At 62.8% G+C, this 26,736-nt stretch carries 26 protein-coding genes and 2 riboswitches; of the genes, 7 read left to right on the top strand and 19 right to left on the bottom strand.

The window, feature by feature from the left end; all coding sequences use genetic code 11:
- Positions 1-31: 31 nt before the first annotated feature.
- The 4 genes from H6M51_RS06455 to H6M51_RS06440 all read right to left on the bottom strand — a co-directional run bounded on the left by H6M51_RS06455 (position 32) and on the right by H6M51_RS06440 (position 5,121).
- On the bottom strand, positions 32-1,216 hold the full coding sequence (locus H6M51_RS06455) for a VWA domain-containing protein (RefSeq protein WP_185809073.1): 1,185 nt from the start codon (positions 1,214-1,216) through the stop codon (positions 32-34).
- A 93-nt stretch (positions 1,217-1,309) separates the two neighbouring features.
- Positions 1,310-2,239 carry a homoserine O-succinyltransferase gene (gene metA / locus H6M51_RS06450; protein ID WP_185809072.1) on the bottom strand — a complete coding sequence of 310 codons (930 nt, stop codon included), beginning with the start codon at positions 2,237-2,239 and terminating at the stop codon, positions 1,310-1,312.
- A 92-nt stretch (positions 2,240-2,331) separates the two neighbouring features.
- A riboswitch (SAM riboswitch) is annotated at positions 2,332-2,409 on the bottom strand.
- A 1,588-nt stretch (positions 2,410-3,997) separates the two neighbouring features.
- Positions 3,998-4,204, bottom strand: coding sequence for a DUF1737 domain-containing protein (locus H6M51_RS06445; protein ID WP_136539253.1), 207 nt, complete (start codon positions 4,202-4,204; stop codon positions 3,998-4,000).
- A complete protein-coding gene (locus tag H6M51_RS06440) occupies positions 4,201-5,121 on the bottom strand; it encodes a CoA ester lyase (RefSeq protein ID WP_185809071.1) in 921 nt (306 codons plus the stop codon). The genes H6M51_RS06445 and H6M51_RS06440 overlap by 4 nt, the downstream gene beginning before the upstream one ends.
- Positions 5,122-5,231: 110 nt before the next feature.
- On the opposite strand from H6M51_RS06440, the gene H6M51_RS06435 reads away from it, so the two are divergent.
- Together H6M51_RS06435 and leuD are read left to right on the top strand one after the other, a co-directional pair.
- Complete coding sequence (locus H6M51_RS06435) at positions 5,232-5,462, top strand: hypothetical protein (protein ID WP_185809070.1); 231 nt, start codon at positions 5,232-5,234, stop codon at positions 5,460-5,462.
- Between the two features lie 164 nt (positions 5,463-5,626).
- Positions 5,627-6,232: a 3-isopropylmalate dehydratase small subunit gene (gene leuD, locus H6M51_RS06430; protein ID WP_185809069.1), complete on the top strand. Its 606-nt coding sequence runs from the start codon at positions 5,627-5,629 to the stop codon at positions 6,230-6,232.
- Positions 6,233-6,290: 58 nt separating this feature from the next.
- Here leuD and H6M51_RS06425 read toward each other — a convergent pair whose 3' ends face one another.
- Positions 6,291-7,223 carry a pyridoxal-phosphate dependent enzyme gene (locus tag H6M51_RS06425; protein ID WP_185809068.1) on the bottom strand — a complete coding sequence of 311 codons (933 nt, stop codon included), beginning with the start codon at positions 7,221-7,223 and terminating at the stop codon, positions 6,291-6,293.
- A 188-nt stretch (positions 7,224-7,411) separates the two neighbouring features.
- Between H6M51_RS06425 and leuB the strand changes: the two genes are divergently transcribed.
- Both leuB and H6M51_RS06415 read left to right on the top strand, forming a co-directional pair.
- Positions 7,412-8,524: a 3-isopropylmalate dehydrogenase gene (gene leuB / locus H6M51_RS06420; protein WP_185809067.1), complete on the top strand. Its 1,113-nt coding sequence runs from the start codon at positions 7,412-7,414 to the stop codon at positions 8,522-8,524.
- Between the two features lie 319 nt (positions 8,525-8,843).
- Positions 8,844-9,716 carry an RNA polymerase factor sigma-32 gene (locus H6M51_RS06415; protein WP_185809066.1) on the top strand — a complete coding sequence of 291 codons (873 nt, stop codon included), beginning with the start codon at positions 8,844-8,846 and terminating at the stop codon, positions 9,714-9,716.
- A 70-nt stretch (positions 9,717-9,786) separates the two neighbouring features.
- Here H6M51_RS06415 and H6M51_RS06410 read toward each other — a convergent pair whose 3' ends face one another.
- From H6M51_RS06410 to thiB, 4 genes are all read right to left on the bottom strand, one after another.
- A complete protein-coding gene (locus H6M51_RS06410) occupies positions 9,787-11,286 on the bottom strand; it encodes a M48 family metalloprotease (RefSeq protein ID WP_185809065.1) in 1,500 nt (499 codons plus the stop codon).
- A gap of 249 nt (positions 11,287-11,535) precedes the next feature.
- On the bottom strand, positions 11,536-12,279 hold the full coding sequence (locus tag H6M51_RS06405; RefSeq protein WP_185809064.1) for an ATP-binding cassette domain-containing protein: 744 nt from the start codon (positions 12,277-12,279) through the stop codon (positions 11,536-11,538).
- A complete protein-coding gene (gene thiP / locus H6M51_RS06400) occupies positions 12,272-13,927 on the bottom strand; it encodes a thiamine/thiamine pyrophosphate ABC transporter permease (RefSeq protein ID WP_185809063.1) in 1,656 nt (551 codons plus the stop codon). Before thiP ends, H6M51_RS06405 begins: the two co-directional genes overlap by 8 nt.
- Positions 13,928-13,934: 7 nt before the next feature.
- The gene (thiB, locus tag H6M51_RS06395) at positions 13,935-14,906 is read right to left on the bottom strand and encodes a thiamine ABC transporter substrate binding subunit (protein ID WP_246780437.1); all 972 of its coding nucleotides are present in this window, start codon (positions 14,904-14,906) and stop codon (positions 13,935-13,937) included.
- A gap of 93 nt (positions 14,907-14,999) precedes the next feature.
- Positions 15,000-15,114, bottom strand: a riboswitch (TPP riboswitch).
- Positions 15,115-15,239: 125 nt separating this feature from the next.
- Between thiB and H6M51_RS06390 the strand changes: the two genes are divergently transcribed.
- Entirely contained in the window at positions 15,240-17,030 is a 1,791-nt protein-coding gene (locus tag H6M51_RS06390; protein WP_185809061.1) for an ABC transporter ATP-binding protein/permease, read from the top strand.
- A gap of 6 nt (positions 17,031-17,036) precedes the next feature.
- Here the strand turns inward: H6M51_RS06390 and H6M51_RS06385 are convergent, their stop codons facing one another.
- The 4 genes from H6M51_RS06385 to H6M51_RS06370 form a co-directional block, all read right to left on the bottom strand.
- Positions 17,037-18,869: an ABC-F family ATP-binding cassette domain-containing protein gene (locus H6M51_RS06385; protein ID WP_185809060.1), complete on the bottom strand. Its 1,833-nt coding sequence runs from the start codon at positions 18,867-18,869 to the stop codon at positions 17,037-17,039.
- 4 nt (positions 18,870-18,873) lie between these two features.
- The gene (locus H6M51_RS06380) at positions 18,874-19,527 is read right to left on the bottom strand and encodes a thiamine diphosphokinase (RefSeq protein ID WP_185809059.1); all 654 of its coding nucleotides are present in this window, start codon (positions 19,525-19,527) and stop codon (positions 18,874-18,876) included.
- A gap of 118 nt (positions 19,528-19,645) precedes the next feature.
- Complete coding sequence (locus tag H6M51_RS06375; RefSeq protein WP_185809058.1) at positions 19,646-19,783, bottom strand: hypothetical protein; 138 nt, start codon at positions 19,781-19,783, stop codon at positions 19,646-19,648.
- Positions 19,747-20,028, bottom strand: a complete 282-nt coding sequence (locus H6M51_RS06370; protein ID WP_185809057.1) for a cold-shock protein — start codon at positions 20,026-20,028, stop codon at positions 19,747-19,749. The genes H6M51_RS06375 and H6M51_RS06370 overlap by 37 nt, the downstream gene beginning before the upstream one ends.
- Before the next feature lie 360 nt (positions 20,029-20,388).
- Between H6M51_RS06370 and H6M51_RS06365 the strand changes: the two genes are divergently transcribed.
- Complete coding sequence (locus tag H6M51_RS06365) at positions 20,389-21,228, top strand: MoxR family ATPase (RefSeq protein WP_185809056.1); 840 nt, start codon at positions 20,389-20,391, stop codon at positions 21,226-21,228.
- 137 nt (positions 21,229-21,365) lie between these two features.
- Here H6M51_RS06365 and rplS read toward each other — a convergent pair whose 3' ends face one another.
- Entirely contained in the window at positions 21,366-21,884 is a 519-nt protein-coding gene (gene rplS, locus H6M51_RS06360; RefSeq protein ID WP_185809055.1) for a 50S ribosomal protein L19, read from the bottom strand.
- A gap of 277 nt (positions 21,885-22,161) precedes the next feature.
- On the opposite strand from rplS, the gene H6M51_RS06355 reads away from it, so the two are divergent.
- On the top strand, positions 22,162-22,908 hold the full coding sequence (locus H6M51_RS06355; protein WP_185809054.1) for a sulfite exporter TauE/SafE family protein: 747 nt from the start codon (positions 22,162-22,164) through the stop codon (positions 22,906-22,908).
- Here the strand turns inward: H6M51_RS06355 and trmD are convergent.
- From trmD to ffh, 5 genes are all read right to left on the bottom strand, one after another.
- Positions 22,890-23,582: a tRNA (guanosine(37)-N1)-methyltransferase TrmD gene (gene trmD, locus H6M51_RS06350; RefSeq protein WP_185809053.1), complete on the bottom strand. Its 693-nt coding sequence runs from the start codon at positions 23,580-23,582 to the stop codon at positions 22,890-22,892. The genes H6M51_RS06355 and trmD overlap by 19 nt on opposite strands.
- Before the next feature lie 6 nt (positions 23,583-23,588).
- Positions 23,589-24,167 (bottom strand): ribosome maturation factor RimM, encoded by a 579-nt coding sequence (gene rimM / locus H6M51_RS06345; RefSeq protein ID WP_185809052.1) that lies wholly within the window; start codon positions 24,165-24,167, stop codon positions 23,589-23,591.
- 119 nt (positions 24,168-24,286) lie between these two features.
- On the bottom strand, positions 24,287-24,661 hold the full coding sequence (rpsP, locus tag H6M51_RS06340) for a 30S ribosomal protein S16 (protein WP_113377842.1): 375 nt from the start codon (positions 24,659-24,661) through the stop codon (positions 24,287-24,289).
- 65 nt (positions 24,662-24,726) lie between these two features.
- On the bottom strand, positions 24,727-25,047 hold the full coding sequence (locus H6M51_RS06335) for a chorismate mutase (RefSeq protein ID WP_185809051.1): 321 nt from the start codon (positions 25,045-25,047) through the stop codon (positions 24,727-24,729).
- 10 nt (positions 25,048-25,057) lie between these two features.
- Positions 25,058-26,629 (bottom strand): signal recognition particle protein, encoded by a 1,572-nt coding sequence (gene ffh, locus H6M51_RS06330; RefSeq protein ID WP_185809050.1) that lies wholly within the window; start codon positions 26,627-26,629, stop codon positions 25,058-25,060.
- Between the last annotated feature and the right edge of the window lie 107 nt (positions 26,630-26,736).

Here is a 26,736-nt window from a genome sequence, read left to right as displayed (position 1 = left end):
TTCCTCGCCTCTTGTCATGATTGTTTGTCGTTCACCGCGAAAGCTCGCGGGCTGCCGCCTCAAGACCACCCAGCGTCAACGGATACATCCGGTCGCCGATCAGCCGGCGAATCAGTCCGACCGACATGGTATAGTCCCAGTTCGCCTGTGGCAGGGGATTGATCCAGAGATGTCGCCGGAAATGGTCGGTCAAGCGTGTGAGCCAGGCCGCCCCGCTCTCCGTGTTCCAATGCTCGACCGAACCGCCAGGATGGGTGATCTCATAGGGGCTCATCGCCGCATCGCCGACGAAGATCAGCCGGTAGTCCGCGCCGAATGTCCTGATCACATCCACCGTCGGAATGGTATCGGCATGGCGGCGCTGGTTGTCCTTCCAGACGCGCTCATAGGGGCAATTGTGGAAGTAGAAATACTCCATGTGCCGGAATTCGGAGCGTGCCGCTGAAAACAGCTCCTCGACCTCGCGCACATGGTCGTCCATCGAGCCGCCGATGTCGAAGAACATCAGGAGCTTCACGGCATTGCGGCGCTCCGCTTGCGTCTTCACATCCAGATAGCCGTGCTCGGCAGTCGATCGGATCGTGCCTGCGAGATCAAGTTCCTCGGCCGCCCCTTCGCGCACGAAGCGGCGCAGCCGTCGGAGCGCCACCTTGATGTTGCGCGTGCCGAGTTCGACGCGGTCATCGAGATTGCGGAATTCTCTGCTGTCCCAGACCTTGACCGCCCGTCGATGGCGGCTTTCCTCCTGGCCGATGCGCACGCCTTCCGGATTGTAGCCATAGGCGCCGAAGGGCGAGGTGCCGGCCGTGCCGATCCACTTGTTGCCGCCCTGATGGCGCTCCTTCTGTTCGGCCAGCCGCTTTTTCAGCGTTTCCATCAGCTTGTCGAAGCCACCGAGGCTCTCGATCAGCTTCTTGTCCTCGTCCGACAGATGCTTTTCCGCCAGCCTGCGCAACCAGTCTTCGGGGATCAGCTGCTGATCGACGGCGTCCGCAGCCCCCTCGCTCAGGATACCGCCGAAAATCTCGGAAAACACCCGGTCGAAGCGATCGATGAAGCGCTCGTCCTTCACCAGGGTGGTGCGGGCGAGATAGTAGAAGCCTTCCGGATCGAAATCGACGAGACCCGCTTCAAGGCCTTCGAGCAAAGCCAGGTATTCCCGCAGGGTCACGGGAACCTTCTCTTCTCTCAGGCGCAGAAAAAACGGCAGGAACATCGGACGAAAATGGCTCGGTTCATCGGCGGCGGCATCCTGTCATAGAGGAACCCGCCTGTCCTCACAAAATCGGCTCCCGTCCCCGTACCGCCGTCAGCCCGCCAGATCCTTGCCGATCTCACTCAGATCATAGGGCGTCATCTGGTAGATCTCGTTGATCCAGTTGCCGAACAGGAGATGCGCATGGCCGCGCCAGCGGTTGAGCGGCGTCAGCGTGTCGTCATTGTGCGGGAAATAATTGTGCGGCAGCTTGATCGGGATCCCCGCCGATTTGTCGCGGAAATACTCGTCCCCCAGCGATGTCGAGTCGTATTCGACGTGGTTGAACATATAGAGCCGGTTTGCCCGCTTCTCCTGCACCAGGCAGACACCCATCTCGTCGGATTCCAGCAGGATCTTCAGATCCGGCACCTTCTCGATGTCTTCCCGGCGCACTTCCGTCCAGCGCGACACCGGCACCTGGAAATCGTCGGAGAAGCCGTTGAGATAGACCGAGGACGGGGCTAGGTTGCGGTGGCGATAGACGCCGAATGCCTTTTCCTTCAGCGGATGTTTGGGCACCCGATGGAAGTGATAGATCGCCGCCATGCCGCCCCAGCAGACATTCATGGTCGAATGAACGTTGGTCTCCGTCCAGTTCAGGATGTCTTCCAGCTCCGGCCAGTAGGTGACCTCCTCGAAGGGCAGCGTTTCCACGGGCGCACCGGTGATGATGAAGCCGTCGAACTTGCGGTCCTTCACCTCGTCCCAGGTCTGGTAGAAGGAGAGGAGATGCTCTTCCGGCGTGTTCTTGGCCTTGTGGCCACCGACGCGCACCAGCGTCAGCTCCACCTGCAGCGGCGATGCACCGATCAGACGGGCAAATTGCACCTCGGTCTTGATCTTGTTGGGCATGAGGTTGAGCAGGCCGATCTGCAGCGGGCGAATGTCCTGGCGAATGGCCACGGTTTCGGTCATGACCCGCACGCCCTCGTGCACGAGGGTCTCAAAGGCGGGCAGCGTATCGGGGATCCTGATCGGCATTTGACTCTCGACTTTCCTTGTCACGGCGGCTCCAGACCGCGGAAACAAAAACACCGGCAGCTTTTCTATCGCCACCGGTCCTCGGAAAGTCTTGTTAACTCGCCTCGGCCCTTTAGCGACTTATTTTACGTGGCTGCAAGCCGGCCGGCCAAATCACCACGGAACACGTGGCCTTTTACGCCTGTCGGGGACGCGAATCAATGGGGAAGGCGAGGGCCCCTCCCCCCATGCGGGGGAGGACGGAAAATCGAAGGCTTAGGCGAGTGTAAGCCGCCTAAACTTCAGATTTTCCAGGAGAGGGGCACAGTTCCGTTGGCACTCACCTCACCGAGCCCCCCTCTTGCGAAATCTGAGGTTTGGCCCTGATCGGGCCAATTCCTCTTCCAGCCTTCGCGCGACGTCGCGCTCAGGCCTTCGTTCGCTGAAATCGATTCACGGGATCGATTTCTGGCCTTCGGCCACCGCTCCGAAGTCTCCCCCACCAAGGGGGAGATGGGCGTCGCGCTTGCAGCCTTTGCCCCTCATCCCAATCACTTCAGCCCCTCATCCGCCCTTCGGGCACCTTCTCCCCGCCTGCGGGGAGAAGTCCGAGACCTCAACCGCGCGTGCCTCCCTCTCCCCGCCTGCGGGGAGAGGGTAGGGTGAGGGGCAAAGCCACGAATTCGACGCCAACTCCCGAAAAAAGGGGGGACGACTTTCACAAATCTCTTAACAAAATCAACAAAACAAAGTTTTTTCATCCCCGCCCATTTTTCCTCTCCTAGACTCAAAGCTGTCCCGCCCTCGGATACACCTGACGATGCGATGTCAGGCGAGGCGGGGCCGGCGCCGGGGTGGAGGGTTGTCGCAGACCTGAAGTCCCGGCCCGCTGCAACGGTCTCCCTCCGGACGAAGGGCTTGACGAGGGTGATGGGGTCGGATGCGTCCCAAAACCTGGATACCCTGATCGGAAGGACGTGCCTCAGAGGCACACAGACAAGGCGCCCGCGCTGTCGCGAACATCCAGACAGCGGGGCGAAACAAACGGTGGGGATGAGGACCGAGGTCGCAAATGACGAGAGCCCCATCCCCCGGGCGAGGGTCCCGGTCGGAATGGTGCACCATCCGGCGGGAACCTCCCGGGCCACCGGCCAGGCTGAAGCGTCATCTCACGGTGATGCCAAAGCCGGACCCGCGCCCGGTCGAACGTCGGACGGATCGAAGGATCGTCACGACGCCCGTCGCCGCCTTGCCAGAGAGACGCATGCAGCGGGAAAAAACGCCGAACGAGGCGCCGGAAGGAGCCACATATTTACTTAGACAGGTTGCTTCTGGCGCCTCGTCCGATCCTCGGGCTTAACCCGAGGGCAAGCATGACCCGAACCGGAGGGAGATGATCCCGACCGATGGCGAAGCTTGCGCTTTTTGACAGCAACAGATCACCCCTCATGCTGAGGTGCCGGGCTTGCCCGGCCTCGAAGCACGAGGCCACAGGTACGGAAAAAAGAGGGATGCTTCGAGGCCCGCGCTTCTCGCGGGCACCTCAGCATGAGGGCGCCGAGATGCAAGCGCGGAGCCCGATCTCCCCCCTTGCGGGGGAGAAAGCGAAATCGAGGAATTGGCCCGATCAGGGCCAAACCTCAGATTTCGCAAGAGGGGCGCTCGGTCAGGTGAGCACCAGCGGAACGCTGCCCCTCTCTTGGAAAATCTGAAGTTTAGGCGGCTTGCGCTCGCCTAAACCTTCGATTTTCCGTTCTCCCCCGCAAGGGGGGAGAAATGCTACTGCTCGCCCAGCTTCATGCTGGGATCATAGTCCTTGCCATGCACCGTCTTCACCACGGCCTGGCCGCAATACATGCGGTTTTCGGCGGCGTTGAAGGTGTGGCTCGGCGAGCCGTGCAATTCCCAGCCCTTGTTCAGCGCGTCGGTGACGCGGTGGCAGAAGCTCGAATCATCCGGGCCGGTGAGGAAACGATAGACTTTCATGGCTTGTCCTTTCTGGCGGTGAGCAGCGCGACTTTGGCGAGAAGGCGGGCAGCCTCCTCGGCATGCAGGCGTTCGATCATCCGCCCATCGATGTTGATGACATTGAGGCCCGCATGGGCCGGGTCGGAAAAGGCGTCGACCACGAGACGGGCCTCGGCGACAGCGGCATCCGAGGGGCCGAAATGGCGATTGGCGGGTTCGATTTGTGCCGGGTGGATCAGCATCTTGCCGTCAAAGCCCATGGCCCTGCCCTGCCCGCATTCGTTCGAGAAGGCTTCGAGGTCGCGAAAATCGTTGGACACGCTGTCGATCACGTCGAGCCCATAGGCGCGGGCAGCGAGCACGACCTGCATCAGATAGGGCACGAGATAGGTGCGTCCGGGGGCTGCCGGAATGGCGGTCGCCTTGCGCAGATCGTTGAGTCCAACGACGAAGGCGTCGAGCCGGCTGTCGCTGGTGCGCCCTGATGAGGCAATCGCCGCGGCATTGAGAACGCCGCGCGGCGTTTCGATCATCGCCCAGATCCTGAGACCATCCGCCGCATCGCTCTCGCCGAGCAGATCCGCCACGTCCTGAACCGTCACCGGCTCCTCGACCTTCGGCAGCAGCACGGCGTCGGGCAGGACATTCAGAACAAGCGCCATATCCTCGAGATGGAATACGGTATCGGCAGCATTGACCCTGATGATCCGCTCGCGGTGGCCAAGGTCCTTATCCCGCAGGAAATTCAGGAGGTTGGCGCGTGCATCCGCCTTGCGGTCTTCGGCTACGGAATCTTCCAGGTCGAAGATGACCGCATCGCAGTCCAGGCTGGTGAGCTTGTCGAGCGCACGGTCGTTGATCGCCGGAACCGTCAGGATTGAACGGCGGACACGGGACGGGTGATGTGCCCGGAAGGAGGAGGCCTCTGACGTCATGGCCGAGTTCTGGCAAGCTTTGCCCGGCCATGCAAGATGACAATTGGGTGAAAGGCCCTTGCAATGCCTGGGAATTAGGACCACCTTGGTGATCGAGAAAGGACATGATCATGCAGAATCTTCGATCCGCCGTTTACGCCCTTGCTGGCCTCGCCTTTGTCGGTCTTGCTGCCGCTTTCGCGGTTTCGCTGACGCTGGTGGTCGGTGCGCTCCTGACGGTAACGCTCGGCGCCCGTATGCTGATGGGCAAGACCAAGCGCGCTCCGGTCTACGTCAAGGCGAAGCGTCGCGATGACGTGCGCGTCTGGAATGACGGCAAGGGCACGATCATCGATCTGTGATCCCACCTCCGGGCGATCCTTCATCTCATCCGACATTCGGGTGAGATGAATTTGCTGCGCATAGAGCGCCGAAAGAGCCTTTCTAAGATTCTCCTTCAAATTATTCCGGTTTTGCTCTATGGGCGGGTCATCAAACGCGCATTAGCCAGATCGAAGGCAGACTGATGGACAAGTTCGTAAAGCTCACCGGTGTCGCGGCACCGCTTCCGGTCGTCAACATCGACACGGACATGATCATCCCCAAGGATTACCTGAAGACCATCAAGCGCACCGGTCTCGGCACCGGCCTGTTCGCCGAGGCGCGCTACAAGGAAGATGGTTCGGAGAACGCGGATTTCGTTCTGAACAAGCCGGCTTACCGGAATGCCCAGATCCTCGTGGCCGGCGACAATTTCGGCTGCGGCTCCTCGCGCGAGCATGCACCGTGGGCCCTGCTCGACTTCGGCATCCGCTGCGTGATCTCCACGTCGTTCGCCGACATCTTCTACAACAACTGCTTCAAGAACGGCATCCTGCCGATCGTTGTCAGCCAGTCCGATCTGGACAAGCTGATGGACGATGCCTCCCGCGGCTCCAATGCCGTGCTGACGGTCGATCTGGAAGCCCAGGAAATCACCGGCCCGGATGGCGGCAAGATTTCTTTCGAGATCGACGCCTTCAAGCGCCACTGCCTGCTGAACGGTCTCGACGACATCGGCCTGACGCTCGAAAAGGCATCGAGCATCTCGACCTTCGAGCAGTCCAACGCCGCCCAGCGCCCCTGGGCCTGAGGCTTGCTCGAAAACTGACGTGATGAAGCCGGGCTCACGCCCGGCTTTTTCGTTGGCCTCAAAAGAATCGAGCCCGCCAGGCTTCCAGCGTTGCGAGCGACACGCCGATGCCGCCGCAGATCTCGATCAGCGGCGCCTTGAAACGCGACAGCCGATAGGCATGCACATCGGTCACAGCGAGTGCTGCACCGCAGGCGGGCTCGACGAGGATCCGCTGCGCATCGGCAAACTTCAGGCAGGCCGCAACCGCCTCAGCGTCGGTGACCGTAACGCTTTCGATCGGATGCTGGCCCAGTAGGTCGAAAACATGTTGCGCGACCTGGCGCGCACCGAGCGAATTGGCAATCGAGGTGATGGCCGGTAGCGTGACGCGTTCCTTTGCGAGAACGGCAGCGTTGAGCGAGGCGGCCCCTTCCGTCTCGACGGCAATGACGGGGATCTCGCGCAGCCCGTTGCGCCTGAGGCCCTCGACGATACCGGCGAGCAGCCCGCCTCCGCCGACGCTGGTGACGACGCAGTCGAATTCGGCGCCGGCCTTGACCACCTCGTCGATCAGGGTCGCGTGGCCTTCCCAGAGCAGCGGATGATCATAGGGGTGGACGTAAGCGGCCTTGCGTTCGGCGGCGAGTGCGACGGCATGGGCATTCGCCTCATCGAAGACGGCGCCATGCACCAGCACATTGGCGCCGGTTGCGGCAATCCGGGCGCGGACCTCCGCGGATGTGGTTTCCGGCACGACGATCGTCACCGGCACGCCGAGCGCCTTGCCGGCAACGGCGGCCGCGATGCCGGCATTGCCGCCGGAGGCGCAGAAGATCTCGCGCGCGCCCTTGGCGACTTCATGCTGGCAGAGAAGGCCGACGCCGCGCAGCTTGAAGCTGCCGGATGGCTGCAGGGCGTCGAGTTTCAGCCAGAGCGGCAGGCCGCTTTTGCTGTTGTCGGCGGAGGTGCGCAGAAGTGGCGTTTCGATGTGAAGGGGAGAAAGCGGCATGGGGCACTCGAAAGGGGACTAGGGATACTGAAGGTGTGGCGTGTTTTGAACCTCCAAACCTTCAGGGTCAACCATCCCTTGCCCTTCGGTAGGCGCGCCAAACCGTACCGTTTCCGGCCTATCTCGCTTGAAATGCCCCTGCCCCGCGCGTAAGACACCGCGACTTCTTTTTCGAGTGGAGGGTTTCCATGACGGCTCGCAATCTTCTCCTTTTGCCCGGCGACGGCATCGGCCCCGAGGCCATGGCCGAAGTTCGCAAGATCATCGGCTACATGAACGAGGCGCATGGCGCCGGTTTCGTCACCAACGAAGGTCTCGTCGGCGGTTCCGCCTATGATGCCCATGGTTCGGCGATTTCCGAGGAAGACATGGCAAAGGCGCTCGCCGCCGACGCCGTGCTCTTCGGCGCTGTCGGCGGCCCGAAGTGGGACGACGTGCCCTATGAGGTGCGCCCGGAAGCCGGCCTGCTTCGTCTGCGCAAGGATCTCGAACTCTTCGCCAACCTCCGTCCGGCGATCTGCTATCCGGCGCTCGCCAACGCCTCCTCGCTGAAGCCCGAGCTGGTCGAGGGTCTCGATATCCTCATCGTCCGCGAACTCACCGGCGGCGTATACTTCGGGGAGCCGAAGACCATCACCGATCTCGGCAATGGCCAGAAGCGCGCCGTCGACACCCAGGTCTATGACACCTACGAAATCGAGCGCATCGCCGCCGTCGCCTTCGAACTTGCACGCACCCGCAACAATGCCGTCTGCTCGATGGAAAAGCGCAACGTCATGAAGTCGGGCGTCTTGTGGAACCAGGTCGTTACCGCGACCCACAAGGAGAAGTTCTCCGACGTCCAGCTCGACCACATGCTGGCCGATGCCGGCGGCATGCAGCTGGTGCGCGCACCGAAGCAGTTCGACGTCATCGTCACCGACAACCTGTTCGGCGACATGCTTTCTGACGTTGCCGCCATGCTGACCGGCTCGCTCGGCATGCTGCCGTCGGCTTCGCTCGGCGCTCCCGATGCCAAGACCGGCAAGCGCAAGGCGCTTTACGAGCCGGTGCATGGTTCGGCACCCGACATCGCCGGCAAGGGCATTGCCAACCCGATCGCCATGATCGCCTCCTTTGCCATGTGCCTGCGCTACTCCTTCAACATGGTCACGGAAGCCGATCGCCTCGAGAAGGCCATCGCCAATGTGCTCGACAAGGGCATCCGCACCGGCGACATCATGGCCGAGGGTTGCCGCCAGGTCGGCACCGTCGAAATGGGCGATGCGATCCTCGCAGAGTTCAAGGCTCTCTCGGCCTGAGCCGCACCAACTGAAGTTTCAAGCGACGGCGCGGGGTAACCCGCGCCGTTTTGCATTCCTGGCTTCTGGTTGTGGCGCTCACCCGCCTTTTCTCTCACTTCCCCGTGATCGCCTCGGCTCGACAGAAGGTCGCACCCCCTGCGGCAATCCGATGGCGCATGGGCCGCGTAGTATTGGTCAGACAAGCAGATGAGAGCGACGCAACCACCGCCCTTGCCGGACATCATTGGAACCTGACCGAGGCTCAGCCGTTCAGGGTGCAATGCCGGCAAATAGGCCTGCGAGGGCCAGCGGTCCCGAGAGACCATGGAGATGTTCGATGAAAGCCACATCCGCTGACAGACACATCATCAAGTATGCCATGTCACAGCCCTACCTGGAGCGCGAGGAGGAACTCGACCTCGCCATCCGCTGGAAGGAGCATGATGACCAGGGCGCGCGCAACCGTATTGCCCAGGCGCATATGCGTCTGGTCATCGCCATGGCGTCCAAGTTCCGTGGTTTCGGCCTTCCCCTCAACGACCTGATCCAGGAAGGTTACATCGGCCTTCTCGAGGCGGCCGCCCGCTTCGATCCAGGCCGCGAAGTCCGCTTCTCGACCTATGCCGGCTGGTGGATCCGGGCCTCAATGCAGGATTACATCCTTCGCAACTGGTCGATCGTGCGCGGCGGCACGAGCTCCAGCCAGAAGGCCCTGTTCTTCAACCTGCGTCGCCTGCGCGCGAAGCTTGCCCAGGGCGACAATCGTCTGTCCGACCAGGCGATCCATCGGGAAATCGCCTCGGCGCTCGGCGTGAGCCTTGCCGACGTGCAATCAATGGACGCGCGCCTCTCCGCCAACGACGCCTCGCTGCAGACCCCGGTCGCAGGGCGCAACGGCGAAGGCACCGAACAGCTCGATATGCTGGAAAGCGACGAAGCTCTGCCGGACGAGCAGGTCTCCTCGATTATCGATGGGGAGCGCTGGAATGGCTGGTTGAAGGACGCGATGAATAGGCTCAACGAGCGCGAAAGCCGCATTATCAAGGCCCGCCGCCTGACGGAGGACGGTGCCACCCTCGAGGAGCTCGGCGCCGAGCTCGGCATCTCGAAGGAGCGGGTTCGCCAGATCGAAACCCGGGCGCTGGAAAAGCTGAAAATCGCACTGACGGACAAGGCACCCGCTGCTACGCGCTACGAAATGGCGTATTGAACAACCGCACGTCACAAGCGACAAAGTCGGCCTTCGAGCCGGCTTTTTTGTTTGTCCGAGCTTCAGTGCGTTACTCGGAGATGATCTTGACCCGCATGCCCGGCGTGACCGTCGAGGTCGGGCCGAGTGCGTTGATCAGGCGGAAGAGCTCAAGCTTGCGATCCGTGCCCATCATGCGCGCAGAGAGCGTGCCAACGGTATCGCCGGAGCCTACGGTCACGACGCGGACGCGCAGCGGCTTCAGGGATGCTGCTTCCTGAGACGTGATCCGGCGGAAGGACGCACGCAGTTGTGCCGCCGTCGATTCCAATGCCGGACTGCCCTTCGGCACGGCCGTCAGGAAACGGAAGATCTGCGGGCCGATGCGGATGACGGTGATGTCGAAGTCCCAGCGATCGGCCGAGGCACGCGCGGTTGCGGCTTCCAAGCCGTTGACGGTGATCGTGCGGATCGTATCGGGCAGCAGGCCTGTCACCCAGCCGCTCGAAATATAGTTCGGCAGGCTGATCTTCTGACTGTCAGCCACGCCATCGAAACGAATAGCGACGTCGCCCGGTCCTGTTGCCAGGACGGCCTCGACCTTGTTGTCGATCTGGAAGCCGGGCGGCACGTCGAAGCGGATGCCGAGCTGCCCGTGCAGGAAGGTCTGGCCGCGGACGAAGCCTTCCTGCGGGCTGTCGCCATAGAGCAGGCCGTCGATGCCGTTCAGGTAATAATCGCGACCCGTCTCGCCATGGGTGCCTTCCGGGCCGAAGGCGCGGGCATGCCGCTTGGCAAGCTCGACGCGCTGCGGTGCGTTCGGGTGGCTCGAGAGGAAGTCCAGGCTCTGGTCTGCATCGGGATCGACAGAGGTGAACTGGCTGTAGCGCGCCATGGAATCGAGGAAGCGGGCGGCGGCGTAGGGGTCATAGCCGGCTTCGCCCAGCGTGCGCACGCCAATGACATCGGCCTGTAGTTCCTGCTGACGCGAGAAGGCGGCGAGGCGCAGCTTGCCGCGGGCGAGCGCCTGCTTGCCGGCGAGATCGCTGGAGAGCACTTCCGCCACGACGCGGCTTGCGATGACTTCCGCTTCTTCGCGGCGCTGACGCTCGATGCCATGGTTGGCCGTCACGTGGGCCATCTCGTGGCTGAGCACGGCTGCGACTTCCGAGGCGTCGTTGGCAAGCGCCAGCAGACCACGCGTCACGTATAGATAGCCGCCCGGCAGCGCGAAGGCGTTGATCGCCGGTGAATTCAGGATGGTGATGCGGTAGGACTGGTTCGGATTTTCCGAGACAGCCGTCAGCGCGCCGGCGATCCTGGCGACGAGGCGTTCGGTCTTGGCGTCGGAATATTCCCCGCCGTAGGAAGCAACGATGCGCGGATGCTCGCGGGCCCCCATCTGGGCGCGCGGATCGCCCTTCTGAACTTCGTCGACGATCTGCGGATTGCTCGACGGGGCGACCGAGGGCTCATAGGCCTGTTCGAACAGCGACTGGCATGACGACAGCACAAGACCAGCGCTCACGAGCGCGGCAACGCTCGCCGCGAGCCTTGCAGGCCGGCGCCGCCGATCTCGATCGGCAGTCATCGTGCTGTTCCGGCTCAAAAACTGCATCCTGCCCCTTCACGCTGTGCCCCGATCTCGCCGATATGGCCGAAATCCGGGTGCAGCATCCAATTGCCATCTGCCGAGATCGCATCATGCCGATCCGGCAGCCCTTCACATAATGCGAAATTGCCGCATGCTCCAGAAGATAGTCACGCCAACGGAAATGACCAATGGTCTTGCCGGGGGAACAACCATTCCCTACGCGCATGGCAGGCGGGGGCGACCAAATTAAGGCGATTTGCCTGCAAAAACCGTGTCGCCGAGGAAGTCGCGGACCGGCTTTAGGTCAGTTGTTGCGAGAAACTGCGCCTTCGGCGCCTGCAAGAACACCTGCCCGTCATTGATAAAGAGGACGTGATCGGCAAGCCGCACGACGTCACGCGGGTCGTGGGTCACGAGCAGGATCGTGGATCTGGTTTCCGCATGGAGATCGCCCAAGAGTTCCACCATGGCGGCCCGCAAGCCGGGATCGAGCGCTGCGAAGGGCTCGTCGAGCAGCAGCACCGGACGTCTGCGAACCAGAGCCCGGGCAAAGGCTGCCCTTTGCCGTTCTCCGCCGGAAAGCGACCCTGGCAGCCGTCGCTCGTAGCCTTCCAATCCGACGCGGGCGAGAGCATCGGAGATCGCCTTGCGATCGGCCGGCGTCAGCCGCAGGCCAGGATGGATGCCGAGGCCGATATTGGTGAAGAGATCGAGATGCGAAAACAGGTTGTTGTCCTGGAAGACCAGCGATACGGGGCGCTCCGCCGGCGCAAGACCCGTCACATCGTCGCCCGCGATCTCGATGCGGCCGGATATCGGCTGTTCGAAACCTGAGACGAGATTGAGGAGGGTCGACTTGCCCGAGCCAGAGGGGCCGACAATGGCCGTGATGCCCCCGCTGTCGAAGGCGCAATCGAAATGGAAGCCGCGATTGCCGAGCGTTAGGCGCGCGTCACACAGGCGGATCGCGCTCAAAACTTCGTCACGCATCGCGTCTCTCCCGCTGATCGCTGTTTTTTTGTAACCCCGGAGCACCGATCAGGGCAAGTGCCAGACAGACGACACCCAGCAGCAAGGCCAGCCCATCGGCATCCGTACTGCGATAACTGCCGATCTGGGCGTAGATGAGGGCTGGCAGGGTCGAGATGTTTTCCGAGCCGAACAGGGCGACCGCGCCGAGATCACCGAGCGACAGCGCCATGGCAAAGGCAAGCGCCATCAACAGAGGACGTTTCAGGACCGGCCAATCGATGCGGCGCAGGCGCTGTGCGACCGACAGGCCGAGACTTTCGGAAAGGCGTCCGGTGCGCGCCCGATGCTCGCGATAGGCCGGCTCCAGAACGCGGACGGCAAAAGGCAGGGCCATCAGCGCGTTGATACCGGCAACCACGAAGGGCGCAAAGCCGGCGACGTCGGCGCGCGGCCTCAAGGCCAGGAACCAGCCGGTGGCGAGCACGCTGGTCGGAACGAGCAGGACCAGCGACGAGGCGGCGGCCAGCGCAACGGAGAAGATGCGGCTGCCGGCATTGCGGTTTCGGATCGTTGCGATTTCGGCTCTCGCGGCCACGGCGCCATAGGCGAGCAGGACAGAAAGTAGGCCTGATGTGATCGCCACGACAAGGCTGGTCAGCGCTGCCTGATGAACACTCGCCTGCGAGACAAGCCGCCCGAGATCGGCCTGAAGCCCTGATACGACCACCTGACCCAGCGGCAGAACGAGGAAGAGACCGGCCAGCAGCAGCAGCAAGCCATCGATCAGCCGTACCAGAGGCCGCTCTCCATCGAAGCGCTGATAGCGGCGGCCGGTGGTCACGCCGGTATCGGAGGCGGCCGGCAGAAAGCTCAGGGCTGCGAGGATGACGGCCGTGACCGTGATCTGCAGGAGGGCCAGCGAGACAGCGCGCTCGGGATTAAAATCGAAGCGCAGCGCCTGATAGATGGCGACCTCGATCGTGGTTGCGGCCGGTCCGCCGCCAAAGACCAGAACAAGCGTGAAACTCGTGACGCAGAGCATGAAGACCAACCCTGCCGCGCCGGGGATGACGCGAGCGAGCACCGGCCATTCGATGAAGCGGAAGGTGGAGAGTGGCGAAAGGCCGAGGCTCGCCGACATGCGCCAGTATTCCGCCGGCACCCGTTCGAGCGCCGAGAGCATCAGCCGTGTCGCGAGCGGCAGGTTGAAGAAGACATGGGCGACGAGGATGCCGGTCAGCCCGTAGATCGAGATCGGCTGGGAAAGGCCCATATAGCGCAGCGCATCATTGACGATGCCGCTGCGGCCGAAGATGCCGATCAGGCCGAGCGCGCCGATCAGAACGGGCAGGCCCATCGGTACGGCCATCAGGCGGATCAGCCAGATCCGACCGGGGAAATCCCGCTGTCGGGCCAGTGCACTGGCAACAGGTAGGGCAAGGCCGACGGAGATGACCGTAGAGAGGAAAGCCTGCCAGAGGGTGAAGGAGAGCACCGACCGCACGACCGGATCGGCAAAGGCTGACAGAAGGCCGCCGGACAGCCGGCCCGCTAAGAGTGCTGCGAGCGCCACGCCGACAAAGCCCGCCACCACCAGCAAAACGAAAAGGCCGCCCGCGAAAGCGGGCAGCCTCTGGCGTCTCGACTGGTGAAGCGGACGGAGCATTTCGGTCCTACTTCAGCGTCATGGCTTTCAGCCACTCGTCGATCCAGGCCTGGCGGTTGGCGGCGACTTCGGCCGGATCCATCAGGAAGGTGGTCTTCGGCTGCACGAGCTTGCCGAAGGCCTCCGGCAGGGGCTCGGAGGTGGCGGCGACCGGCATCATCCAGTTGTTGGTCGGGATGGTGTCCTGGAAACCGGGCTCAAGCATGAAGGCGAGGAACTGGCGGGCGAGCTCCTTTTCCGGCGCATTCTTCAAAACGCCTGCGACCTCGATCTGGATGTAATGCCCTTCGGAGAATTCGGCAGCCTGATAGCGATCGGTCTCTTCGGCAATCATGTGGTAGGCCGGCGAAGTGGTGTAGGAGAGCACCATCGGCGCCTCACCCTTGGTGAACAGGCCGTAGGCTTCCGACCAGCCGGGAGTGACGGTCAGGACGCGGTCCTTGAGCTTGGCCCAGGCTTCCGGTGCCTTGTCGCCATAGACCGACTTGACCCAGAGCAGCAGGCCGAGACCCGGCGTCGAGGTTCGCGGATCCTGGATGACGATCTTCTGGGCCGGATCGCCCTCGACCAGTTCCTTCAGGCTTGTCGGCGGTGTCTTGATCGTCTCGGTGTCGTAGATCACGGCGAAATGGCCGTAGTCATAGGGCAGGAAGACATCGTCGCTGAAGCCGCCCGGCACTTTCAGAGCAGCGGCTTCAACGCCATGCGCTTCGAAGAGACCGGTCTGCTTGGCTTCCTCGACGAGATTGGTGTCGAGCCCGAGAACGACATCGGCCTTGGATGTCTCGCCTTCCAGCTTCAGGCGGGTCAGAAGCGCCACACCATCGGCGACGCCGACGAAGTTGACGGTGCATTCGCAGGTCTTCTCGAAGGCTTCCTTGACCTTGGGGCCGGGACCCCATTCCGAGACGAAGCTTTCATAGGTGTAGATAGTCAGCGTCTTGCCTGCGGAAAGTGCCGGCGAGGCGAAGCCGATCATCGCGGCGGCAACGCCGCCGATAAACATGGAAACAGTCGTGGGTCGCATGGCGCCCTCCTCCTTCATCATCATAACGTTCGGGATAGGGCGTTTGCGATCGACGCGTCTAATCCCTCCGCCGGTGTTAACCGGATCAGGTTCCGCGGGTTGGCTGACGCCTCTCAGCATTCCGATCGTTGGAGATCGGAAGGCACCCCGTTAGAGCAATCTTGAGATAGCGCGCCGCTTTGCAGAGCGCAAGGTGGGGACAATTCACCGCATCGTCACAGCCATGGGGAAACTGACACGTTGCGCGTGTTACAAAGGTATCGGGATAAGTGAGAACCGGTGCGCATGGCAGGCTTGCAGTCGAAGGGCTTTACTGAAACGGACCGCGTCGTAGCCGAGGTCGAGGCCAGTTTCAGCCGTCAGCTGGCCATGGCGTTGGACAGCTTCTGGAAATCCGACGCCCGCAACCGCATTCTCGGCTTTGCCTTTGCGCTTGTGGTGGTGATCCTTGCCACCGTCTACGGCACCGTCCAGCTCAACCACTGGAACGCACCCTTCTACAACGCGCTCGAACGCCGCGACCTGCCGGCATTTCTGACGGAGCTGCGCAACTTCGCGATCATTGCCGGCGTGCTGCTGGTGCTGAATGTCGTGCAGGCCTGGCTGAACCAGATGACAGCGCTCTACATGCGCGAGGGCCTGTCGCGCGACGTCGTGGATCAGTGGCTGAACGGCGCGCGTGCCTACCGGCTTTCGGTGTCGAGCGCGCTTGGCGTCAATCCGGACCAGCGGCTGCATGAGGATGCGCGCAAGCTGGCGGAGATGACGACCTCGCTTTCGATCGGCCTGTTCAATGCCACGATCCTGCTCGTCAGCTTCATCGGCGTTCTCTGGGGCCTGTCCAGCGCGTTCACCTTCAAGATCGGCGACTGGAGCTTCCAGATCCCGGGCTACATGGTCTGGGGTGCACTCCTCTATGCGCTCGCCGCATCGCTGCTCAGCCAGCTGGTCGGACGCAAGCTGTCGCGGCTGAATGCCGATCGTTATGCCCGCGAGGCGGATCTGCGCTTTTCGCTGATGCGCGCCAACGAGAATCTCGAGGCGATCGCCGTCACGCGCGGCGAGGCGACCGAAAGGCAGCATATCAACGAGTCATTGGATGGCGTGCTGCTGTCGATCCGCCATCTGGCGCTGGCGCTCACCAATCTGACCTGGGTAACCGCCGGCTTCGGATGGCTTGCGATCATCGTGCCGATCCTGATCGCTTCACCGGCCTATTTTGCCGGCACCATTTCCTTCGGTGGCCTGATGATGGCCGCTGCCGCCTTCACCCAGGTCTATTCGGCGCTGCGCTGGTATGTCGACAATTTCGGGGCGATTGCCGACTGGCGGGCGGCCCTGATGCGGGTCACGGTGCTCCGAGCCGCCCTGACCACGATGAACGACAACGAAGGCGGCAGCGGGCGGCTGACGCTCGCCCGCAGTGAGGATGGGACGCTCAGGCTGGAAAATCTCGAGATCTGCGCTCGCGTCAACGGCGACGCCTGCGAAAGCGCCTTCCATCTCAAGGAAAGGGATGTCGTGATTTCCGCCGGCGATCGCGTGATGGTGAATGGCGACCACGGCGTGAACCGCAAGCTGCTCTTCCACGCCATGGCCGGGCTCTGGCCTTTCGGCGAGGGACGCATCCTCCTGCCGGAGGAGGAACTCGTCTTCGTGCCGCAGGCCGGTTACCTGCCCGAGGGGCGCCTGCGCAGCCTTCTCACCTATCCTTCGCTCTCCGGCACTGTCGACGACGCCGCTCTCGTCTCGGCCCTGCAGAGGGTCGGGCTTGGCGAGTATGCCCGCCGTCTCGATGAAAAGGGACGCTGGGAGAGGATCCTCGACAAGGACGAGCAGATGGCGCTGGCTTTCGCCAATATCCTCATCCGCAAGCCCCGCTGGCTGGTGATGCAGGATGTGCTGGAAGGGCTGGAGCCGGAAACCGAAAGCCGGCTCACGAAAATTCTGGCGACGGATCTGGCCGAGACAACGCTCATCTATCTCGGCCGGTCGCTTGCCTTTGCCAATGCGACGGGGGCGAGGGCGCTTCACCTTGAGAAATCAGGTTTGCTCTGGCCGGACGCGGCCACCTGAGGGCAATCAGCCCTCGAGTTCCTCGCGCAGCATCTCGAGCTCGAGCCATTCCTCTTCCATGCGGGTAATATCGGCGCGCAGCTTTTCCATTTCGGCGGCGAGCTTGTTGAAGGTTGCCGGATCCTTGGTGAAGAGGTTGGGGTCGGCCATCTTCGCCTCCCGCGCGGCGATCTCCTTCTCGGCCTTTTCCATTTCCTTCGGCAGGTTTTCCAGCGCGAACTTCTGCTTGAAAGAGAGCTTGCCCTTGCCCTTCGAGCCGGCCTCTGCGGGCTTGCCGCCGGAGGCTTCCTGGGCCTTCGCCTTCTCGGCCTTTTCGACCCGCTTGCGCTCGTCCTCGACGCCCTTGCGCTGGGCAAGCATATCGGAATAGCCGCCGGCATATTCGATCCAGCGACCATCCGGGGCATCCGGATAGGCCGGCGCGATGGTCGAGGTCACCGTACGGTCGAGGAAGTCACGGTCGTGGCTGACCAGGATGACGGTGCCGGAATAGCCGGCGACGATCTCCTGCAGCAGGTCGAGCGTCTCGATGTCGAGGTCGTTGGTCGGCTCGTCGAGGATCAGGAGGTTCGAGGGCTTGGCCATGATGCGCGCCAGCATCAGGCGCGCGCGCTCGCCACCCGAGAGGTTGCGGATCGGCGTGCGGGCCTGTTCCGGCTGGAAGAGGAAGTCCTTCATGTAGCCGGTGACATGCTTCTGCTCGCCATTGACCAGAAGGTTTTCGCCGCGACCGTCGGTCAGGTAATGGGCCAGCGTATCGTCGGGGTTCAAGTCCTCGCGCTTCTGGTCGAGAACCGCAATCTCCAGATTGGTGCCGAGCTTCACCAGACCTTCGTCGGGTTCGAGCTGGCCCGTCAGCATCTTCAGGAGCGTCGTCTTGCCGGCCCCGTTCGGGCCGATCAGGCCGATGCAGTCGCCGCGATGGACGCGGATGGAGAAGGGCGCGACGATCGGGCGATCGCCATAGGTCTTGGTGATCTTGTCCGCCTCGATGACGAGCTTGCCGCTTTCCTTGCCCTCAGTCACCGATGCCTGGATCGTGCCCTGGGGTCCCTTGTGCCCACGATAGTTGGCGCGCAGCGCCTGAAGATTGCCGAGACGCCGCATGTTGCGCTTGCGCCGCGCGGTGACACCATAGCGCAGCCAGTGTTCTTCGCGTTCGATCTGGCGACCCAGCTTGTGCTGCTCGATTTCCTCTTCTTCCAGCACCTGGTCGCGCCATTCCTCGAAATGGGCAAAGCCGCGATTGAGCCTTCGCGACTGGCCGCGATCGAGCCAGACGGTGGCGGTCGAGATCTTTTCGAGGAAACGGCGGTCGTGGGAAATCAGGACGAGCGCACTGCGGCTCTTCGACAATTCGCCTTCCAGCCATTCGATCGTCGGCAGGTCGAGATGGTTGGTCGGCTCGTCGAGCATCAGGATGTCGGGCTCGGGCGCGAGAACGCGGGCAAGGGCCGCGCGGCGGGCTTCGCCGCCTGAGAGGCGAGCCGGATCTTCCTGGCCGGTCAGCCCGAGATGTTCGAGCAGATAGGTGACCCGATAGGGATCGTCTCCCGGTCCAAGACCGGCCTCGGCATAGGCCTGCACGGTCGTGAAGCCCGCGAAATCAGGGGCCTGTTCCAGATAGCGGATCGTCGAGGCCGGATGACGGAAGACCTCGCCCGACTGCGCTTCCACAAGTCCGGCTGCGATCTTCATCAGCGTCGACTTGCCGGATCCGTTGCGGCCGACCAGGCAGATGCGGTCGCCGGGTTCGACCTGCAGGCCGGCGCCGGCGAGCAGCGGCGTGCCGCCGAAGGAGAGTTGGATATCGTCGAGTTTCAGAATGGGAGGCGCCAAGGCATCAGGCTCCGGAAAGGTCATAGGGGCGGGCGAGCAACATGGCTCGGCCACGGGACAGCGAGACCGAGATCGGCCCCTCGGCGATATTGGATATGGTGCGCGACGATCCGAAGGGCAGTTTGAAATCCTGCAGCGGATAACGTGCATTGCGGATCGTCAGGCCTTCGAGCGCCGTAAAGCCGAGGACCGAAAAGAGGGCGCCCCTGGGCAGTTGCAGCGCAAGCTCGCTTTCCTCCGAGAAGGGATAGGCCTCCTCTTCACCCGATGTCAGCACCACCTCATAGCCGTCTTCGACAAGGCCAAGCGCGTTCAGATAGTGCTGCAGGGCGTGGTCGGAGCGTTCGCCGGCGAGCGCACCAGCGAAGATGAGCCGGGTGGCACCGCGTGCGATGGCCTCGGCGACCGCGATCTCGCCGTCGGTGACGGCCTTCGCGGCCGGATAGGTGCGGCGCTCGACCGACGGGAAACGGTCGATCAGGGCGGCGTCGGTGCTGTCGAAATCACCGACCCAAAGCTCAGGCGTCAGGCCGAGGCCGACGGCATGGCGCATGCCGCTATCGGCCGCGATCACGCGGCTGCCCTGGGTCAGGGCCCGCAGGCGATCCGTGACGGTCAGGTTGCCGCCGAGCAGAAGGGTAAAGGAGGTCGCGTTCATGCGCCTGCCCATACCGCATCTTCGGCAAAAAGGGAAAGCCGAAAGCTTGGGCGATCAGGAGGTTCGGAGGATGCAGGGGCGGGGATGGCGGACTGCGATGAGACCGCCGCCCCGTGGGTCAGCGCTTCTTGGGCGAAGCGGCCTCGGCATTCTTGATCTGGGTGGTGAAGCTCGACACCGGAGCCGTGGAGGGCTTCGGCTTGTCCTGCTTCGGTTTTCTCACTTCGCGGTTCGAACGCTGCTGGCCTTTAGCCATGATGTGCTTTCCTTTTTCGGAGTGGCCGGTGCCCGGGCGGATGCCTTGCTGCGGCTTGGGTCGATGTCGGTTTCGGCGATGCAGCGGTCAAAGCTCTCGCTTTCGAAACGCACGCGGTATTGTCGGCTTCCACCCGTCTCTGGCAGGGTCGCCAGCACCTTGCAGGTGCCGGTGCTGCGGGCCAGGCGGACGGGGCCTTCCTTGAGGACGAGCAGGTCGCCGATCGAATAGATGTGTCTGGTCAATGCTGTCTCCTGCAGTGGGATGCTGCGATCGGGAAAGCCTTCCGGCGCGACATGGCCGAAAGAATCTGTGGGACGGTGTGGCCGGGCAAACGGCTGGCCATGGCGGCCAAACCGAGCGTTCGGCCTGCGAGATCTTGGTCGTGGGAAGGTCGGTGATGCCCGGCGCCCGATGTTCCGACCTCGCGGAATGGGCAATTGCAAACTAGGCACGCATCAGCTTTCGTCCACTCAGGGTGTCAGAACGTGGCAAAAACACAAGCTTTATCTGCGCTGTCGGGTGAAACTCTGCACTTGCCTTGCGCTTGCGCCGCCAGGGCCTGCTCACTAGTTTCTGCGTATCGTGGAAGAGGTTGAGACATCATGCAGTTTACCGGAACCGCCGACTATGTGGCCGACAAGGATCTGATGATCGCCGTCAATGCGGCCATCCGCCTCGAGCGGCCCCTGCTCGTCAAGGGAGAGCCCGGCACCGGCAAGACGGAACTGGCGAAGCAGGTGGCGTCGGCTCTCGGTCTCGATATGCTCGAATGGAATGTCAAATCGACCACGAAGGCACAGCAGGGGCTTTACGAATATGACGCCGTCTCACGCCTGCGCGACAGCCAGCTCGGCGACGCTCGCGTCAACGACGTGAGCAATTACATCCGCAAGGGCAAGCTCTGGCAGGCCTTCGTCGCGGAGCGGAAATGCGTCCTGCTGATCGACGAGATCGACAAGGCGGATATCGAGTTTCCCAACGATCTCCTGCAGGAACTCGATCGCATGGAGTTTCACGTCTACGAGACCGGCGAGACCGTGACTGCGAGGGTAAGACCGATCGTGATCATCACCTCGAACAACGAGAAGGAGCTGCCGGACGCATTTCTGCGCCGCTGCTTCTTCCACTATATCCGTTTTCCCGAGGCGGAGACCCTGGAGCGGATCGTCGAGGTCCATTATCCCGGCATCAAGAAGACCCTGCTGCGCAACGCGCTAACGCAATTCTACGAAATCCGCGAAACACCGGGGCTGAAGAAGAAGCCTTCGACCTCTGAGGCGCTCGACTGGATCCGGCTGCTGGTTGCCGAGGACGTCGACCCGGCGGATCTGCGCGGCGAGGCCAAAAACGCCCTGCCCAGACTGCACGGCGCGCTCCTGAAGAACGAACAGGATGTTCATCTGTTCGAACGGCTTGCCTTCATGGCCCGGCGCGACCGCTGATCGCCTGCACCGTCACGTGTTGGCTTGCGAGCGCGGCACTCATTGCATCGCGCAGCGTCTGATCATCCGGATCGGTGCGCAACGAAAAAAGGCTCCGGAAACCAGAGCCTTTGATCATGCGATAGGACGGCTGCTGCTTATTCGGCAGAAGCTTCAGCGGCAGCGGCCTTTTCGGCGGCTTCTGCTGCGGCCTTCTCGGCTGCGAGAGCCTGAGCGGCTGCAACCTTTTCAGCCTCGATGCGTGCCTTTTCCTCGGCGATCGCAGCGCGCTCGTTTTCGTTGAGCTTGCGGGCACGGGTGCCGGTGTTCTCGACGATACGAGCCGACTTACCGCGACGGTCGCGCAGGTAGTAGAGCTTGGCGCGGCGGACCTTGCCGCGACGGACGACTTCGACGCTTTCGACGAGCGGCGAGTAGACCGGGAATACGCGCTCGACGCCTTCGCCGTAGGAGATCTTGCGAACGGTGAAGCTTTCGTTGATGCCAGCGCCCGAACGAGCGATGCAAACGCCTTCATAGGCCTGCACGCGGGTACGGTTGCCTTCCTTGACGGTGACGTTGACGCGGAGCGTGTCGCCCGGGGAGAATTCCGGGAGCTTGCGCTTGGCTTCGATCTTGGCGGCCTGTTCGGCTTCCAGCTGCTGAATGATGTTCATGTCTAACCTCGGTTTCTTCTGAAACAGCCAGAGCGCTCGACGATGATCCCTTGGAACGATGCCTGAGGATTTTGACCCTGATGGGCCGGAGCGAATTCGCAGTTCTTTGTTGTGGCAGACGGGCGAAACGCCCATTTCCGAGGCGGCCAATACACCAAGACATGCGCCTTGTCACCCCTCTGGCACCGATTATTTGCGTCGCCGGAGAGGGTTCATCGCCTTGCAGCGCAGGATCTCTGCCCCTATCACGGTACAGTCTTGGAGGAGATAGGGTCTGATGTCCATTGCATTGATGCTTCTGCTGTTCGTGGCAGGTTTTCTATCAGGGGCGGTCAACGCGATCGCGGGCGGCGGAACCTTCCTGACCTTCGGCGCGCTGACGCTTGCCGGCCTGCCGCCGATCAGCGCCAATGCCACCTCATCGGTCATCCAGTTTCCCGGCTACATCACCTCGACACTGGCCTATGGCAAGGAGCTGAAGGCCATGGGACGCGGTGTGTGGGTCCTGGCGGCCGTCTCGGCTGTCGGCGCGCTCGGTGGCGCACTCTTTCTGATCTCGCTTTCCAACCCGGCCTTTCGCGCCATGGTGCCCTGGCTGCTCTTGGGCGCGACCGTGATCTTCGCAGCCGGGCCGAAGCTCCGGCCAAAGACCAAGGGGGAAAGCCATCCGGCCACCCCGCTGGGCCTGACACTCCAGGCTGCGACCTCCTTTTATGGCGGCTTCTTCGGTGCCGGCATGGGCATCATGATGCTCGCATCGCTCGGGCTCGCAAGCGGTGGCGATTATCACCGCCTCAACGCGCTGAAGAACTTCCTGTCGATCGTGATTGCAGCCGTGGCGATCATCGTCTTTGTCGGCGCGGGCGCGCTATCCTGGCTGCATGCCGCGATCATGATCCCGGCCGTGGCAGCCGGCGGCTATGCCGGTGTTGCCGTGGCGAAGAAGGTGCCGCAGGCGATCCTGCGCTGGATCGTGGTGGCGGCCGGCCTGGCGCTCGCCGTCTACTACTTCTTCACCGGCTGATCGGGCAAAAGGTCTGGACGCCGTTCACGAGTGAGCGCAACAGCCTGCTCGCGGCGCCATTTTTCGATCGCCGCATGATTGCCGGAGGTCAGCACCTCGGGAATCTCCCTGTTCTCGAAGACTTGCGGGCGGGTGTATTGCGGGTGTTCGAGCAGACCGCCCTCGAAGCTCTCATGCACGCCGGAAAGCTGGTTGCCCATGACGCCGGGGAGGATGCGCACCACCGCATCCAGCAAAGTCAACGCCGCCGGCTCGCCACCGGACAGAATATAGTCGCCGATGGAAACCTCTTCGAGCTGACGGGCATCGATCACCCGCTGGTCGACACCTTCGAAACGGCCGCAGACAATCACCACGCCCTCGCCTTCCGCCAAGGCGCGCACCCGCTCCTGGGTCAGCGGCCGGCCACGTGGGCTCATCAACAGCCGCGGTCGTCCATCGTCGGCTATGGAATCGATGGCCCGCGCCAGGACATCGGGACGCAGCACCATGCCGGCACCACCGCCAGACGGGGTATCATCGACGCTGCGATGCTTGTCCTCGGCGAAATCGCGGATCTGCACCGCTTCGATCGACCAGTCGCCACGCTCCAGCGCGCGTCCGGCAAGCGCCAGGCCGAGATGCCCGGGAAACATGTCAGGGTAAAGCGTCAGGATGGAAGCCTTGAAGGGCATGGGCGCTCAGCGACCGTTGTTCGGCCGCGGCTTACCGCCGGCATTGCCGTAAGGCTTTTCCTCGCCGTCGTCCTTCAGGCCGGCGGCGATCGGATCGACGAGCAGGCGTCCGCCTTCGAGATCGATCTCTAGCACGGCGGCCTCGGAGAAGGGAATGAGCACGGGCCGCTTGCCGGGGCCCTTGAGCTCCAGCAGATCGCCGGCGCCGAAATCATAAACGGCAGTTACCGCGCCATAGTGATTGTTCTCGGCGTCATAGACCTCGAGCCCCTCGAGGTCTGCATAGTAGAATTCGTCTTCGTCCAGATCATCGTCCGGCAGCGCATCACGGTCGACGAAAAGCTCGGTACCGTTGAGCGCTTCGGCGGCATTGCGATCGTTCACGCCACGGAAACGGACGATGGCGACCGTCTTGCCGTCACGGATTTCGAGGATCTCGAACTTGCGGCCATCGGCGGCATAGAGGAACCCGTAGTCGCCGAGACCCAACGGATCCTCGGTGAAGGTCTTGACCCGCACCTCGCCCCGGAGGCCTTGGGCGGCACCGATCACGGCCATCAGTATCGGGTTTTCAAGCTTGCTCATCGGTGAGAACGATCCTGCACATCGGTTCGACATCCCTTTTAGGCGGAAGCGACCGGAAAGAAAACGCAAAAACGGGCGGTGGGATGACCCACCGCCCGCTGGAAACGGCTGAATGCCGATTATTCTGCGGCAGCTTCCGAAGCAGCGGCAGCAGCGTCGGCTGCCTTCTGTGCCTTCTCGGCAGCGCGCTCCTGGGCCTTCTTGCCCGGCTTTGCCTTGTCCGGGTTGCTGCGGGCAGCGCGCTCGGCAATGCCGGCTTCTGCCATGAAGCGCAGAACGCGGTCGGTCGGCTGTGCGCCCTTGGCAACCCAGGCCTTGATGGCGTCTACGTCGAGCTCGACGCGCTTTTCGTTGTCCTTGCCGAGCATCGGGTTCCAGGAACCAACCTTGTCGAGGAAGCGGCCATCGCGCGGCGAGCGGGCGTCGGCGACGACGATCTGGTAGTAGGGGCGCTTCTTGGAACCACCGCGGGCGAGACGAATCTTGAGGGACATGTGAATACTCCTTGGGTTTTCAGTCCGGGCCGCCGGAGCGAACCCTGTTCTTGTTGAGGCCGCCGTCAGGCGGTCTTTTCGGTGACACCGCCATGTTCGGCGGCTATGGCTTCATGATGCCGGATGACTTCCTTGATGATGAAGTTCAGGAACTTCTCGGCGAAATCCGGGTCCAGATTGGCATCCTGGGCCAAGCGGCGCAGGCGGGTGATCTGGTATTCCTCGCGCGCCGGATCGGCGGGCGGCAATTCGTGGGTGGCCTTCAGCACGCCGACGGCCTTGGTGCAGCGGAAGCGTTCCGCCAGCATGTGGACCAGCGCCGCGTCGATATTGTCGATCGACTGGCGATAGCCGGAAAGCTGCTCCTTGACGGACGAATCAATCATCGGCGCCCTCTCACTTCTTCTTCGGCAGACCGGGAAGACCCGGGAAACTGCCGCCACCGAGGCCGGGAAGCTTGGGGCCTCCGAGGCCCGGCAGGCCGCCAGCGCCCAGACCGGGCAAACCGCCCGGCTTGATACCGGCGGCTTCGGCCTGCTTGGCAAGCGCTTCGAGCTGCTTCGGGTCCATCTTCGACAGATCCGGCATGCCCATGCCGCCACCCATGCCGCCGAGGCCCATTTTCGAGGCAAGGCCGCCCATCATCTGCTTCATCATGCCGCCTTTGCCCTTGCCGCCCATGGCCTTCATCATGTCGGCCATCTGGCGATGCATCTTCAGAAGCTTGTTGATGTCGGACGCATCCGTACCCGAGCCGGCCGCGATGCGCTTCTTGCGGGAATGCTTGAGCAGGTCGGGATTGGCGCGCTCGGCCTTGGTCATCGAGGAGATGATCGCGAGCTGGCGCTTGAAGATGCGGTCGTCGAGGCCGGCAGCGGCCATCTTGTCCTTCATGCCGGACATGCCCGGCATCATGCCCATGATCCCGCCCATGCCGCCCATGGCCTGCATCTGCTTGATCTGTTCGGCGAGGTCGTTGAGGTCGAACTTGCCCTTGGCCATCTTCTCGGCCATGGCGCGTGCTTTTTCGGCATCGATGTTTTCGGCGGCCTTTTCGACCAACGAAACAATGTCACCCATGCCGAGGATACGGTCGGCGATACGGCGCGGGTGGAACTCGTCGAGTTCCGTCATCTTCTCGCCGACACCGATCAGCTTGATCGGTTTCCCGGTGACGGCACGCATCGAGAGCGCTGCACCGCCGCGGCCGTCGCCGTCCATGCGGGTCAGCACAAGGCCGGTGATTCCAACGCGTTCGTCGAAGTTGCGCGCGAGATTGACGGCGTCCTGACCGGTGAGCGAGTCGGCAACGAGCAGGATTTCATGCGGCTTGGCGCGAGACTTGATCTCGGCCATCTCGATCATCAGCGGCTCGTCGATATGCGTACGGCCGGCGGTGTCGAGGATGACGATGTCATGACCGCCGAGCTTGGCCGCCTGCACAGCACGCGATGCGATATCGGTCGGTGACTGGCCTGCGATAACCGGCAGCGTATCGATGCCGGTCTGCACGCCGAGCTGGCGAAGCTGTTCCTGAGCGGCCGGACGACGCGTGTCGAGCGAGGCCATCAGGACCTTCTTCTTCTCGCGATCCGTCAGGCGCTTGGCGATCTTGCCGGTGGTGGTTGTCTTACCGGAACCCTGCAGGCCGACCATCATGATGACGACGGGGGCTGCGGCATTGAGGTCGATGGAAACCCCTTCCGTGCCGAGCATCTCGACCAGCTCGTCATGGACGATCTTGACGACCATCTGCCCGGGCTTGATCGACTTCAGAACCGCCGCACCGACGGCCTTTTCGCGGACCTTGTCGGTGAAGGCGCGGACCACTTCCAGCGCCACGTCGGCTTCGAGAAGAGCACGACGGACCTCGCGCAGAGCAGCCGAGACATCCGCCTCGGACAGTGCGCCACGGCCGGTCAGTCCATTCAGAATGGATCCAAGACGGTCCTGGAGGTTCTCAAACATCGGCTCTTCCTTGCATGGTCAGGGGAAACCCAAACCTCGGTCTTCTCCGCGCGGAAAACAAGACGCAAAGCCAAAAAGCACCCGAGGGCGCAACGCGCTGTCGGGTG

Origin of the sequence: Rhizobium sp. AQ_MP, assembly GCF_014237835.1 — a bacterium.
GTDB lineage: Bacteria > Pseudomonadota > Alphaproteobacteria > Rhizobiales > Rhizobiaceae > Allorhizobium.
The sequence above is the reverse complement of the archived record's forward strand: the minus strand, read 5'-3'. Positions and strand labels throughout refer to the sequence as shown.

Bases quoted from the DNA above. Each gene is read 5' to 3' on its own strand.
- H6M51_RS06455 (WP_185809073.1), bottom strand. From the start codon at position 1,216: ATGTTCCTGCCGTTTTTTCTGCGCCTGAGAGAAGAGAAGGTTCCCGTG.
- metA (WP_185809072.1), bottom strand. From the start codon at position 2,239: ATGCCGATCAGGATCCCCGATACGCTGCCCGCCTTTGAGACCCTCGTG.
- H6M51_RS06445 (WP_136539253.1), bottom strand. From the start codon at position 4,204: ATGAAAGTCTATCGTTTCCTCACCGGCCCGGATGATTCGAGCTTCTGC.
- H6M51_RS06440 (WP_185809071.1), bottom strand. From the start codon at position 5,121: ATGACGTCAGAGGCCTCCTCCTTCCGGGCACATCACCCGTCCCGTGTC.
- H6M51_RS06435 (WP_185809070.1), top strand. From the start codon at position 5,232: ATGCAGAATCTTCGATCCGCCGTTTACGCCCTTGCTGGCCTCGCCTTT.
- leuD (WP_185809069.1), top strand. From the start codon at position 5,627: ATGGACAAGTTCGTAAAGCTCACCGGTGTCGCGGCACCGCTTCCGGTC.
- H6M51_RS06425 (WP_185809068.1), bottom strand. From the start codon at position 7,223: ATGCCGCTTTCTCCCCTTCACATCGAAACGCCACTTCTGCGCACCTCC.
- leuB (WP_185809067.1), top strand. From the start codon at position 7,412: ATGACGGCTCGCAATCTTCTCCTTTTGCCCGGCGACGGCATCGGCCCC.
- H6M51_RS06415 (WP_185809066.1), top strand. From the start codon at position 8,844: ATGAAAGCCACATCCGCTGACAGACACATCATCAAGTATGCCATGTCA.
- H6M51_RS06410 (WP_185809065.1), bottom strand. From the start codon at position 11,286: ATGACTGCCGATCGAGATCGGCGGCGCCGGCCTGCAAGGCTCGCGGCG.
- H6M51_RS06405 (WP_185809064.1), bottom strand. From the start codon at position 12,279: ATGCGTGACGAAGTTTTGAGCGCGATCCGCCTGTGTGACGCGCGCCTA.
- thiP (WP_185809063.1), bottom strand. From the start codon at position 13,927: ATGCTCCGTCCGCTTCACCAGTCGAGACGCCAGAGGCTGCCCGCTTTC.
- thiB (WP_246780437.1), bottom strand. From the start codon at position 14,906: ATGATCGGCTTCGCCTCGCCGGCACTTTCCGCAGGCAAGACGCTGACT.
- H6M51_RS06390 (WP_185809061.1), top strand. From the start codon at position 15,240: ATGGCAGGCTTGCAGTCGAAGGGCTTTACTGAAACGGACCGCGTCGTA.
- H6M51_RS06380 (WP_185809059.1), bottom strand. From the start codon at position 19,527: ATGAACGCGACCTCCTTTACCCTTCTGCTCGGCGGCAACCTGACCGTC.
- H6M51_RS06375 (WP_185809058.1), bottom strand. From the start codon at position 19,783: ATGGCTAAAGGCCAGCAGCGTTCGAACCGCGAAGTGAGAAAACCGAAG.
- H6M51_RS06365 (WP_185809056.1), top strand. From the start codon at position 20,389: ATGCAGTTTACCGGAACCGCCGACTATGTGGCCGACAAGGATCTGATG.
- rplS (WP_185809055.1), bottom strand. From the start codon at position 21,884: ATGAACATCATTCAGCAGCTGGAAGCCGAACAGGCCGCCAAGATCGAA.
- H6M51_RS06355 (WP_185809054.1), top strand. From the start codon at position 22,162: ATGTCCATTGCATTGATGCTTCTGCTGTTCGTGGCAGGTTTTCTATCA.
- trmD (WP_185809053.1), bottom strand. From the start codon at position 23,582: ATGCCCTTCAAGGCTTCCATCCTGACGCTTTACCCTGACATGTTTCCC.
- rimM (WP_185809052.1), bottom strand. From the start codon at position 24,167: ATGAGCAAGCTTGAAAACCCGATACTGATGGCCGTGATCGGTGCCGCC.
- rpsP (WP_113377842.1), bottom strand. From the start codon at position 24,661: ATGTCCCTCAAGATTCGTCTCGCCCGCGGTGGTTCCAAGAAGCGCCCC.
- H6M51_RS06335 (WP_185809051.1), bottom strand. From the start codon at position 25,047: ATGATTGATTCGTCCGTCAAGGAGCAGCTTTCCGGCTATCGCCAGTCG.
- ffh (WP_185809050.1), bottom strand. From the start codon at position 26,629: ATGTTTGAGAACCTCCAGGACCGTCTTGGATCCATTCTGAATGGACTG.